The organism is Variovorax sp. DXTD-1 (genome assembly GCF_003984625.1).
Taxonomy (GTDB): Bacteria; Pseudomonadota; Gammaproteobacteria; order Burkholderiales; family Burkholderiaceae_C; genus Variovorax.
On record NZ_RWKH01000012.1, the window covers coordinates 16,819 to 28,705 of the forward strand.

11 protein-coding genes are annotated in these 11,887 nt (G+C 65.9%); 9 read left to right on the plus strand and 2 right to left on the minus strand.

The features are described from left to right. Window positions 1-62 precede the first annotated feature (62 nt). Window positions 63-1,541 carry a YdgA family protein gene (locus tag EJI00_RS12915; RefSeq protein WP_260590706.1) on the minus strand — a complete coding sequence of 493 codons (1,479 nt, stop codon included), beginning with the start codon at window positions 1,539-1,541 and terminating at the stop codon, window positions 63-65. A 302-nt stretch (window positions 1,542-1,843) separates the two neighbouring features. Continuing rightward, a complete protein-coding gene (locus EJI00_RS25585; protein ID WP_126747917.1) occupies window positions 1,844-2,284 on the minus strand; it encodes a hypothetical protein in 441 nt (146 codons plus the stop codon). A gap of 13 nt (window positions 2,285-2,297) precedes the next feature. Here EJI00_RS25585 and dksA point away from each other — a divergent pair, with 13 nt between their 5' ends. The 9 genes from dksA to EJI00_RS12965 all read left to right on the plus strand — a co-directional run bounded on the left by dksA (window position 2,298) and on the right by EJI00_RS12965 (window position 11,877). Beyond that, window positions 2,298-2,921 carry an RNA polymerase-binding protein DksA gene (gene dksA, locus EJI00_RS25590; protein WP_012746056.1) on the plus strand — a complete coding sequence of 208 codons (624 nt, stop codon included), beginning with the start codon at window positions 2,298-2,300 and terminating at the stop codon, window positions 2,919-2,921. Window positions 2,922-2,965: 44 nt separating this feature from the next. Beyond that, window positions 2,966-4,648 (plus strand): STAS domain-containing protein, encoded by a 1,683-nt coding sequence (locus tag EJI00_RS12930; RefSeq protein ID WP_126747918.1) that lies wholly within the window; start codon window positions 2,966-2,968, stop codon window positions 4,646-4,648. Window positions 4,649-4,712: 64 nt separating this feature from the next. Beyond that, window positions 4,713-5,258, plus strand: coding sequence for an ATP-dependent protease subunit HslV (gene hslV, locus EJI00_RS12935; RefSeq protein ID WP_026283873.1), 546 nt, complete (start codon window positions 4,713-4,715; stop codon window positions 5,256-5,258). A gap of 2 nt (window positions 5,259-5,260) precedes the next feature. Further along, window positions 5,261-6,589, plus strand: coding sequence for an ATP-dependent protease ATPase subunit HslU (gene hslU, locus EJI00_RS12940; protein WP_126747919.1), 1,329 nt, complete (start codon window positions 5,261-5,263; stop codon window positions 6,587-6,589). Between the two features lie 270 nt (window positions 6,590-6,859). Then, window positions 6,860-7,288 (plus strand): division/cell wall cluster transcriptional repressor MraZ, encoded by a 429-nt coding sequence (gene mraZ, locus EJI00_RS12945; protein ID WP_126747920.1) that lies wholly within the window; start codon window positions 6,860-6,862, stop codon window positions 7,286-7,288. Between the two features lie 8 nt (window positions 7,289-7,296). After that, window positions 7,297-8,220, plus strand: a complete 924-nt coding sequence (gene rsmH, locus EJI00_RS12950) for a 16S rRNA (cytosine(1402)-N(4))-methyltransferase RsmH (RefSeq protein WP_126747921.1) — start codon at window positions 7,297-7,299, stop codon at window positions 8,218-8,220. Then, on the plus strand, window positions 8,217-8,567 hold the full coding sequence (gene ftsL / locus EJI00_RS12955; RefSeq protein ID WP_126747922.1) for a cell division protein FtsL: 351 nt from the start codon (window positions 8,217-8,219) through the stop codon (window positions 8,565-8,567). The genes rsmH and ftsL overlap by 4 nt, the downstream gene beginning before the upstream one ends. Further along, window positions 8,564-10,312, plus strand: a complete 1,749-nt coding sequence (locus EJI00_RS12960; protein ID WP_126747923.1) for a peptidoglycan D,D-transpeptidase FtsI family protein — start codon at window positions 8,564-8,566, stop codon at window positions 10,310-10,312. Before ftsL ends, EJI00_RS12960 begins: the two co-directional genes overlap by 4 nt. 2 nt (window positions 10,313-10,314) lie before the next feature. After that, window positions 10,315-11,877, plus strand: coding sequence for a UDP-N-acetylmuramoyl-L-alanyl-D-glutamate--2,6-diaminopimelate ligase (locus tag EJI00_RS12965; protein ID WP_126747924.1), 1,563 nt, complete (start codon window positions 10,315-10,317; stop codon window positions 11,875-11,877). The last annotated feature ends 10 nt before the right edge of the window (window positions 11,878-11,887 follow it).

The window sequence follows — 11,887 nt, forward strand, 5'->3', positions numbered from 1 at the left end:
CCAAGCAAACAAAAAGGCGCTGCCCCGAAAGGGCAGCGCCTTTTTTTCGATTCAGCCGAGGCTTACTTGCCCATGCCGCCCATCGGCTTGCCGTTGATCTTCAGGCTGCCTTCGCTGTATTCGACCTGGCTGGTGATGTCGGTGCCGTCGCGCTTGACGAAGCCCATTCCCTCGCCTTGCTCGACCAGCCCCGCCACCATTTCGGGCGGCGGGAGCTGGCCGCTCTCGGCGCCGGTGGCGGCAATCTGCTCCAGCCATTGCATCGGCAGCCGCACGCTGGCCTTCAGCACGCCGCGCTTCATCAGGAGCGCCATGCCGGGGGCTTGCAGGTCTTCGTCGGTCACGCCGACCAAGCCGGCCGTGTAGCTGATTTCGCCGCGCTTGCCGCCGATCTCGACCAGCATCTTGTCCAGGCCGAGCTCGGGGTTGTACTTGGCCATGGCCTTGAGGTCCGGGGCGAGCTGGTCCATCAGCGCCTGCATGGCGGCCTGGGAGGCTTTGCCGCCGCCCTTGCCGCAGCCGTTGATGGCGGCCGACTGCATCCACGCGTCGGCCAGTTTCTTGTAGCCGGCCGCGTGAATGCGGCGTCCGCCGCTGGTCATCTCGAACTTGTCGATCTTCGTTTCGCCGACCTTGCCGGTGCCCTTGATGGTGCCGATCGATTCGTAGAGCCCGTCCTTGATGTTGGCATCGGCAATCATGTCGATGTTCTGCAGCAGCACGGCGGGCAGGGGCTTGCCGCTGCCGCTGGCGCCCAGGCCCTTGGGCGCCGAGAACTCGAAGCTGTCCAGCCGGGCCTCGGTCTTGCCCGTGGCCAGGATCCAGCCTTCGCTCTTGTTCATGTCGGCCTTGCCGGCCAGCTTGCCCATTTTCAGGGTCACGCCGGTGCGCGTGTCGGTCAGGTCCAGGCCGGGCATTGCCAGGCTGTAGTTCACCTGGGTACGGGCGCCGTTCATCTCGGCGCGCATTTGCGCGCCTTGCCAGGTGAACTGTCCCTTGCCTTCTTCGGCCAGCTTGATCGGCGCCACGGTCAGGTCGGTTGCGTAGCCGCCGTTGAACGCCACCTTGGTGTGGGCGGTCAGGGGCTTGGCCTTGCCGAAGAGCTTTTCGGCTTCGGCCTGGGCCTTCACGTCGAGCACCAGTTCGCTGTCGATGGTGGCCGCGGCCAGCGTGCCGCCGGCAATCGGGCCGTGGCGAATGGTGTCGCGCACGGTAATGCGCACCGGCTTGAACGGCGCGCTCTCGGCATCGGCTTCTTCGTCGTCCTCTTCGCCCGGCTCGGCGGGCTTGGCAACCGCGGGCACCTGCGCGGCGGCCGTGTCGGCGGCGCATCCGAACTCGAAGGTCACGGTGCTGACCGCACCGAAGAATCCGCTTTCGTATTTGCGATCGATCACGCGCACCAGCGCGGTCTGCTTCGGCAACTCCTCCAGGGCGGCTTCGTAGCTGGACTTGACTTTGGAGCCCGCCCACCAGGTGCTGCCACCATAGGCAACGGCGATGGCTGCGGCCAGCGTGCCCAAAACTGCTTTCTTGCTCAAGATTTCTTCTCTTTTGTATGAATGATCGGATCGACCGGCGTGGCCCGTTCGGCTTTGCAGGTCTTCGTTGCCCCCTCCGGCAACGCCGGCGATGCTAACGGACGTAAACGGTTTGCAGGCACATCTCCCTTCCGTTTCGAGTTCTCTATACAATCGCGCGCCTGTTCCGGCAGCCACGCTTTCGTTTTAAGAGCGATATGTGGCTTTCGGCACGGGACGCCGCAAGTTTCTGGCGGGCTTTCGGGGGTATAACCCCGGGGTTCGTCACTGCGAGCACTCCGACAATGCGGAGCCCCGGGGCCTCAACCCCGCAGCGGTTCCCTTGGGAGGAGACACCCAGTGAAAGCGCGTTCCAGTTCGTTCAAGGAGCCAGTCACCGTGAAGAAACCCGCCGCCAAGGCAATGCCAGCAACCAAGTCCACCGCCCGGAAAGCGGTGGCTGCAAAGCCGGCTGTACCCGCGGCAAGAAAGATCTCTTCCGCCGCAAAAGCTCCGGCCACGAAAGAAAAAAGCGCTCCAAAGAAGCCAGCAACGCCAACGGCCAAGGCCTCGACCGTTGCAAAGAAGCCCGTCAAGCCTGCAAAGTCTGCTGCGCCGCCGGTGGCATCCGCCCCGGCCAGGAGTGCAACCAAAACTGCAGATGCGGGTCTACCGCCATCCAAAACTGTCGGCCGCACTGCTGCCGTTCCTTCTGCCCCTCCGATACCAATGAAAAAAACGGCTGCCGCCTCTTCTTCCGCCACGGCGACACCTTCGATGCCCGCTCAGACCGCCGCCCCCGCCCCAGCGCGAGGTGGCCGCGTGTCGCGGCTGTCGCAGCTGACCGTGCCTTCCATGCCGCAATCGGTGGCTTCCACCGCTGCCAAGTCCTCCTTCTCGCAGGCGCCCTCCAACGCGCTGGTGCCGCCGCCTCCCGTGGCGGTCAAGAAAGACCCGAAGCTCGCCAACAACTGGAAAGCCAAGTCGGCCGCCGAGTTGACTGACGCCGAAGTCATCGCCATGCCCGACTCCGAGTACATGAACGAAAAGCAGATGGCGTTCTTCCGCCTAAAGCTGGTCGAGCTCAAGCGCGGCATTCTCGAAAACGCCGGTGAAACCACCGAGCACCTGCGCGAAGACACCGTGGTGGTGCCCGATCCGGCCGACCGCGCGACCATCGAGGAAGAGCACGCACTCGAGCTGCGCACGCGCGACCGCGAGCGCAAGCTGCTCAAGAAGATCGAGCAGTCGATCCAGCGCATCGACGCCGGCGACTACGGCTACTGCGACGAAACCGGCGAACCCATCGGCGTCGGCCGCCTGCTGGCCCGCCCCACAGCCACGCTCTCGCTCGAAGCGCAGCAGCGCCGCGAACTCAAGCAGAAGATGTTCGGGGACTGAGCGGAAAGATCACAAAAGCCCAGTTCGCCTCGAAATTCCTGTAGATGGCTAAGGAAGAAACGAGCCGCCTCCTTTCCAAGGTGGCGAAGTTCGTCCGCAATCCGCTGAAGGATTGGTCGGAGCTGAATGCGGCCGCCGATTCCACGCTGCCTGACCAGGCTTACAGCCGGGAAATGCTCAAGGAAATGATCGAGCGGCGCCAGCGCAACGACTTCGTGCGCCGGCGCGAGTTCGACATGCTCCGCAAGCTGCGGCAACGCGAGGCGGCCGCCCATGCCTTCGAAGGAACGGTCACGCCGTCGTCCTTCAACCTGAACACCACCACCGAAAAGTCCGAGGGACGCGCGCTCACGCTCAAGAAGATCGACGAGATCGAAGAGCAGATGTCGCAGCAGTGGTGGAAAGGCCGCGGCCCCAACGGCGAGGTGCTGTCCAACGCGCCGCCCGAAGCCGGCGCCGAGACGCTGCCTCCGCCCATGGACGAGGCCGAAGTGGCCAGCCTGCTCGCGGCACCCACTTTCAGGGCCGCGCCCGCCGCCGAGACTCCTGTTCCGGCCCACGTGGCCGCTCCCTTTTCGGCCAGCATCCCGGGCAGCGCGGCGGTCGACGACACCTCGTTGCTCACCGCGCGGCTCGCGCGTGACAGCGCGCTCGAAGAGGCCGTGATCCGTTTCGCGCATGGCGACGACACCGGCGCCGAGGCGATTCTTCTGCAGGCCCTGGCTTCCGAAAGTGCCGGTGCCGAAGGCGACCACGCCGCCGCCGAGCGCGACGAGATGCGCTGGCGCGCCTTGTTCGACCTGTACCGTGCCACTGGCGACGCCACCCGTTTTGCCGCCGCCCGCATGCGTTACGCGCAGCGCATGAAGCGCATGGGACCCGACTGGGTTCCGCTCGACGAGTTGGCGCGCGACGTGCAGGCGGTAGCCGCCAATGAGCACGCCGAGCTGGCATCGGCGGCTGCCGACTGGACCAGCCCCGCTCGCCTGTCGCGTGATGGGCTGGTCAACCTCACGCGTGCGTTGTCGCAGGCCGGCCCGATCTGGACGCTCGACTGGCGCGCGCTGACCGCCATCGAGGCCGATGCCGTGTCTCCATTGCGCGTGCTGTTCACCCACTGGGCGAATTCGCCGGTCAAGCTTCGCTTCATCGGCTCGGCCAAACTGCTTGCCGTACTGGCAGAGGCCACGCCCAACAACGAACGCAGCACCGAAGACGTGTGGTGGCAGTTGCACCTGGCAGCGCTGCGCATGATGAACCTGCCGGACGACTTCGAACTGGTGGCGCTCAACTACTGCATCACCTACGAGGTGTCGCCGCCCGCGTGGCAAGACCCGAATGGCGAATGCACCACGATCGAGGCGCCGGAGGGGAGCCGCTCGGGCGCCGGCTCCGTGTGGTCGCTGTTGTCCGTCAACGGCGAATCGGACAGCTTTCCGTCCACCGACAGCGGCTTTGCCGCCTTGGCCGGCGACCTGCGCGGCGAGGCGCATTCGAGCCTGCAGCGGCTGGATGTCGACCTGCGCAACACCACCGCGCCGGTCATTTCATGTGCGGCGCTGCTGCGCATGGACCTTGCCGCCGCCGGCACGCTGCTGAGTTGGGTGCGCGCCCGCGACGCCCAGGGCGAGCGGGTCCAGTTCGTGGACGCCCACCGCCTGATTGCGGCGCTGTTCGACCTGGTGGGCATTGCCGACCACGCCACGGTAGCGGCTCGCAAGAACTGACTCCGGCCGGTCGACTTGCGCCGGACGGGGTTGCATTGCCCCGGGGCATCCCCAGATGGCTTCGATGGAACAGTTTCACGGCACCACCATCGTGAGCGTGCGCCGCAAGACCCCCCAGGGCGACCAAGTCGCCATTGGCGGGGACGGGCAGGTCACTCTCGGCAATATCGTCATCAAGGGCACGGCGCGCAAGGTGCGGCGGCTCTATCACGGCAAGGTGCTGGCTGGCTTTGCCGGCGCCACGGCCGACGCCTTCACGCTCTTCGAGCGCTTCGAGGCCAAGCTGGAAAAGCACCAGGGCCACCTGACCCGCGCCGCGGTCGAGCTCACCAAGGACTGGCGCACCGACCGCGTGCTGCGCAAGCTGGAGGCCATGCTGGCCGTGGCGGACGCCACCACCTCGCTCATCATCACCGGCAACGGCGACGTGCTGGAGCCTGAAGATGGCGTGATTGCCATCGGCTCGGGCGGCGCGTATGCACAGTCGGCCGCCAAGGCGCTGATCGACAACACGGACCTGACCGCTGAGCAAATTGTGCGCAAATCGCTCGCGATAGCCGGCGAAATATGCATTTACACGAACATGAACCACACGGTGGAAGCGCTCTAGCCATGTCCATGACCCCGCAGGAAATCGTCTCCGAGCTCGACAACCACATCGTCGGGCAGCCGGCCGCCAAGCGTGCCGTGGCCATTGCGCTGCGCAACCGCTGGCGCCGCCAGCAGGTCGAAGAGAAGCTTCGCACCGAGATCACGCCGAAGAACATCCTCATGATCGGCCCCACGGGCGTGGGCAAGACCGAAATCGCGCGCCGCCTCGCGCGGCTGGCTGATGCGCCGTTCATCAAGGTGGAGGCCACCAAGTTCACCGAGGTGGGCTATGTGGGCAAGGACGTCGATTCGATCATTCGCGACCTGGCCGAGATTGCCGTCAAGCAGACGCGCGAAGCCGAAAGTGCCAAGGTGCGCGCGCGTGCCGAAGACGCCGCCGAAGACCGCATTCTCGACGTGCTGCTGCCGCCCGCGCGCGGCGGCGATGGCGCCACGCCGGCGCTGGACGGCCCCAACCCCACCCGGCAGGCCTTCCGCAAGAAGCTGCGCGAGCACCAGCTCGACGACAAGGAGATCGAACTCGATCTCGCCGAAACCCGCGCCCCGCTCGAAATCATGGGCCCGGCGGGCATGGAGGAAATGACCGAGCAGCTGCGCGGCATGTTCGGCCAGCTCGGCGGCGGCAAGCGCAAGACGCGCAAGCTCAAGATCGCCGAGGCCATGCGCCTGCTGATCGACGAGGAGGCCGCCAAGCTGGTCAACGAAGACGAAATCCGTACCCAGGCCATCACCAACGCCGAGCAGAACGGCATCGTCTTCATCGACGAGATCGACAAGGTCGCCACGCGCAGCGAAGCCCAGGGCTCCGACGTGTCGCGCCAGGGCGTGCAGCGCGACCTGCTGCCGCTGGTCGAAGGCACGGCCGTGACCACCAAGTACGGCGTGGTGCGCACCGACCACATGCTCTTCATTGCGAGCGGCGCCTTCCACCTGAGCAAGCCGAGCGATCTGATCCCCGAATTGCAGGGGCGCTTTCCGATTCGCGTCGAGCTGCAGTCGCTCTCGGTGGCGGACTTCGAAAGCATCCTCACGCAAACGCGCGCTTCGCTCGTGAAGCAGTACCAGGCGCTGCTTGCCACCGAAGGCGTCACGCTCGAGTTCACGCCCGAGGGCGTCAACCGCCTGGCGGCCATTGCATTCGAAGTGAACGAGCGCACCGAGAACATCGGCGCACGCCGTTTGTCGACCGTGATGGAGCGCCTGCTCGATGAGGTAAGCTTCGATGCCACCCGCATCGGCGGACAGACCATCCGCATCGATGCCGCTTACGTCGACGAGCGCCTTGCGGCACTAAGTCACGACGAAGACCTTTCGCGCTTCATCCTCTGAAGCCCGCTTTGCAGCCCCCTGTTACGGGGTTGCGCTTCACGCATTACATTCATTGCGTGAGCTAAGTACTTCTTTTTCAACGAAATTCGCCGATTTCCAGGTTTGGAAATCGGCGCTAAGTCGTTGATTCCATTACAAAAAATACCACCGACGACCAGTTGCGCGTGAAGTGTTTCCTGCTACAGTGCAAAAAAGTGCAGTTAAGTGGGAAAAAGTGCGGATGGTGCCCCTGTCGGGTGCCGCGCCCTTCCCAACACAAAGGTCCTGGTCGTGTTTCAAGGCGCTTCATCGCTCAGTCTCGATGCCAAGGGGCGGCTCTCCGTGCCGACCCGGCATCGTGACGTCCTGAGCGCGACGGCGAACGGCCAGCTCACCATCACCAAGCACCCGCACGGGTGTCTCATGGTGTTCCCGCGTCCCGAGTGGGAGAAATTCCGCGAGCGCATTGCCGCATTGCCGATGTCGGCACAGTGGTGGAAGCGCGTTTTCCTCGGCAACGCCATGGACGTCGAGATGGACGGCACCGGCCGCATCCTCGTGTCGCCCGAACTGCGTGCGGCCACCGGCATCACGCGCGAAACGCTGTTGTTGGGCATGGGCAACCATTTCGAGCTCTGGGACAAGGCCACCTACGAGGCCAAGGAGGCCGAGGCCACCCAGGGCGAGATGCCCGATGTGTTTCAGGACTTCGCGTTCTGAGGGCTTGTGTGAACACTCCATGGATTCATACAACCGTGATGCTGAACGAAGCGGTGGAAGCCCTTCTTTCCGGCAGCATCGCGGCGACCGGCACCTACGTGGACGCGACGTTCGGGCGCGGAGGGCATTCGCGCGCCATTCTCGCGAGGCTGGCTCCGGAAGGCAGGCTGATCGCATTCGACAAGGATGCGGAAGCGGTGGCCGAAGCAGCGCGCATCTCGGATGCGCGTTTTTCCATCCGGCACCAGGGATTCCGTTCGCTGGGTGAATTGCCCGATGCCAGCGTGGCAGGTGTGCTGATGGACCTGGGCGTGAGTTCGCCGCAAATCGACAACCCGGTGCGCGGTTTCAGTTTTCGTTTCGACGGCCCGCTCGACATGCGCATGGACACCACGCGCGGCGAGAGCGTGGCCGAATGGCTGGCAACAGCCGAACTTCAGCAGATTGCAGAGGTGATCCGTGACTATGGCGAAGAACGGTTTGCTGTTCAGATTGCAAAGGCGATTGTTGCTCGCAGACAAGAACGGGGCGCAATTTCAACCACCACCGAACTGGCCGAGCTCGTGGCTGGCACGGTCAAAACCCGCGAGCAGGGCCAGAACCCTGCAACGCGCACATTTCAGGCTTTTCGGATTTTCATCAACGCCGAGCTTGAAGAGCTGCAACAGGCGCTAGAGGCGAGCCTTTCGGTGCTGCAGCCCGGCGGGCGGCTCGCGGTGATCAGCTTCCACTCGCTGGAAGACCGCATCGTGAAGCAGTTCATCGCCAAGCACTCCAAGGAGGTGTACGACCGTCGCGCTCCTTTTGCGGCACCCAAGGTGATGAAGCTGCGCGCGCTCGAGCGCATCAAGCCATCCGACGCGGAAGTGCGCGGCAACCCGCGCTCTCGCAGCGCCATCCTGCGCGTGGCCGAACGGACCGAGGCAGCATGACACGCCTCAACCTGCTCCTGCTGCTGGCCGTCGTTTCGACGGCACTGTACCTCGTGCACACGCAGTACCTGTCGCGCCAGCTGTACACCGAGCTCGACCGTTCGCAGCAGGAAGCGCGTCGCCTCGAGCTAGACCACGACAGGCTGCAAGTGGAAAAGCGCGCGCAAGCCACACCGCTGCGCGTGGAAAAGCTCGCCAAGGAGCAGCTCCAGATGCGCACCACCACGCCGGCCATCACGCAGTACGTGCGGCCCGATGGCACGGTGATTCCGGCCGTGGTGGCCCCGCCGCCCGCGCCGCCGGCCGGCGCCGTGCAAAAACCCACCGCGGCGAGGCCGCAGCGATGAGCCGCCGCAGCGTCCGCTACACCACCAGCCCCTTGCTCGCGAGCAAGACGCCGGTCTGGCGCAGCAAGTTCATCGTGGCCGGCATCGCGCTCGGCTTCGTCGTGCTGGCGGGCCGGGCCGCGTACGTGCAGGTCTTCAACAACAGCTTCTTCCAGCGGCAGGGCGAAGTGCGCTTTGCGCGCACGCTGGAGCTGCCGGCCAATCGCGGGCGCATTCTCGACCGCAACGGGCTCATCCTGGCTTCCAGCGTGGTGGCGCCCAGCATCTGGGCCATTCCGGAAGACATCGAGCGCGACGATCCCGAGGTGCGCGCCAAGCTCAAGCAGGTGGCCAAGCTGCTTGAAATGCCGCAGAAGGAGTTCGACAAGAAGCTCGAGGACGAGGACAAGACCTTCGTCTGGATCAAGCGCCAGGTCGACGAGCCCATTGCCAAGCAGATTGCCGCGCTCAACCTCAAGGGCATCTACCAGCGCAAGGAATACAAGCGCCAGTACCCCGAGGGCGAGGCTGCCGCGCACGTGGTGGGCTTCACCAACGTCGAAGACAACGGACAGGAAGGCATCGAGCTTTCCTTCAACAAGGAGCTGGCCGGCAAGGCCGGCTCGCGCCGCGTCATCAAGGACCGCCTGGGCCGCGTGGTCGAGGGCGTGGGCGAGCAGGTGCCGCCGGTCGACGGCAAGGACATCCAGCTCAGCGTCGACAGCAAGGTGCAGTTCTTTGCGTACCAGAAGCTGCGCGACGCCGTGACCGCGCGCAAGGCCAAGGCCGGCAGCGTGGTGGTGCTCGACGCCGTGACCGGCGAAGTGCTGGCGCTGGCCAACTACCCGAGCTACGTGCCCGACAAGCGCCAGAACCTGACTGGCGAGCAGCTGCGCAACCGCGCGCTCACCGACACCTTCGAGCCCGGCTCGACCATGAAGCCGATCACCGTGGCCATGGCGCTCGAGGCCGGCCGCGTGAAGCCCTCGACGCTGATCGAAACCTCGCCTGGCCGCTACCAGATGGGCGGCTTCACCATCAGCGACACGCACAACTACGGCACGCTCACGGTCGAAGGCGTGATCCAGAAGTCGAGCAACGTCGGCGCGCTGAAGATCGCGCAGAAGATGTCTCCGCACGAAATGTGGGACACCTACACCGCGCTCGGCTACGGCCAGAAGCCGCAGATCCAGTTTCCCGGCGCGGTGACCGGGCGCCTGCGCCCCTGGAAGACCTGGAAGCCGGTCGAGCAGGCCACCATGGCCTACGGCTACGGCCTGTCGGCGTCGCTGTTTCAAATGGCGCATTCGTACACGGCGTTTGCGCACGACGGCGCGATCATTCCGGTCACCATCCTCAAGAACACCGAGTCGCCCGTGGGCGTGCGGGTGTTCTCGCCGTCGAATGCGCTGGCGGTCCGCAAGATGCTGCAGATGGCCGCGGGGCCGGGCGGTACCGGCACGCGCGCGCAGACCATCGGCTATTCGGTCGGCGGCAAGTCGGGCACCGCGCACAAGCAGGTTGGCAAAGGTTACGCGAGCAACAAATATCGCGCGTGGTTCACCGGCATGGCGCCCATAGAAAAGCCGCGCATCATCGTCGGCGTGATGATCGACGAGCCGAGCGACGGCCAGTACTTCGGCGGCGTGGCCGCCGCGCCTGTTTTCAGCGAAGTCGTGCAGCAGACCCTGCGCATGATGAACGTTGCGCCCGATCTCGCGGTCAAACCTCTGGTGGTGACGCAAGGCGTCGACGAGAGCTTCTGAGCATGCTGACACTCACTTCCCCCCAGCTCGCCGCGCTCTGGCTCCAGGAGCGCGTGCAAGGTGCGCTGCATGCGGACAGCCGGCCGGTGGGCGCCGGCGACGGCTTCATTGCCTGGCCCGGCGCCGCAACCGACGGGCGCAAGCACGTGGCGGCCGCACTGGCGCAAGGTGCAGCGGCCTGCCTGGTCGAGCACGAAGGCGTGGAAGCCTTCGGCTTCGACCAGGGCGAATTCAGCGACCGCATCGCAAGCTACCCGGGCCTGAAGGCCGCGACGGGCCCGATCGCCTCCGCGTTCTACGGCAACCCCTCGGCCGCGCTCGAACTGCTGGCCGTGACGGGCACCAACGGCAAGACGTCGACCGCATGGTGGCTGGCCGAAGCGCTGTCCACCTTGACCGTGCCCGGCGGCGTTCGCACCCTGCGGCTGGACGGCAGCGCCGAGCGCAGCGTGCCGTCGCCCTGCGCGGTCATGGGCACGCTGGGCATCGGCGTGCCGCCGGAGCTCACCTACACCGGCCTCACCACACCCGATCCGGTCATGATGCAGCGCGAACTGCGCGCGCTGGTCGAACGCGGTTTCGGCGCCTGCGCCATTGAGGCATCGTCGATCGGCATTGCCGAGCGTCGGCTCGATGGCGCGCGCATTGCGGTGGCCGTGTTCACCAATTTCACGCAGGACCACCTCGATTACCACGGCAGCATGGAGGCCTACTGGGAAGCCAAGGCCGAGCTGTTTCGCTGGCCCGCACTGCGCGCCGCGGTGATCAACATCGACGACGTGCACGGCGCCAGCCTGTGCGCGAACCTGATCGAAGCCGGCGTCGGCGCGCTCGACGTCTGGACCGTTTCGGCCGCCGGCTCGCCGGCGCGGCTCATGGCGCGCGACGTCGGCTACGACGCGCAGGGGCTGCAGTTCTCGGTGGCCGAGCACGGCACCGATTCCGTGGAGCGCATCTCGACCGGGTTGATCGGCCAGTACAACGTGGCCAACCTGCTGGGCGTGCTGGGCACGCTGCGCGCCTTGGGTCTTTCGCTCGCGCAGGCGGCGGCGGCCTGCGCCAACCTCGGCAGCGTGCCGGGCCGCATGGAGCGGGTGAGTGCCGGTGCGGGCGCGCCGCTGGCGGTGGTCGACTACGCCCACACGCCCGACGCGCTCGACAAGGCGCTGGCCGGCTTGCGCCCGCTCGCACAGCAGCGCGGCGGCGCGCTCTGGTGCCTGTTCGGCTGCGGCGGCGACCGCGACCCGATCAAGCGCCCGATGATGGCCGCGGTGGCCGAGCGCCAGGCCGACCGCGTGATCGTGACCAGCGACAACCCGCGCAGCGAAAACCCCGACGCGATCATCAGTCAGATGCTGCTCGGCCTCTCGCGTCCCGAAGCAGCCCAGGTGCAGCCCGACCGTGCGGCCGCCATTGCCGACGCCATTGCGCAGGCCGCGCCGCAAGACGTGGTGCTCATCGCAGGCAAGGGCCATGAAGCCTGGCAGGAAATTGCCGGCCAGCGCATTCCGTTCTCCGACCGGGCCCACGCGCAGGATGCGCTCGCCCAGCGAGGTGCCGCATGAGCGATTCGAC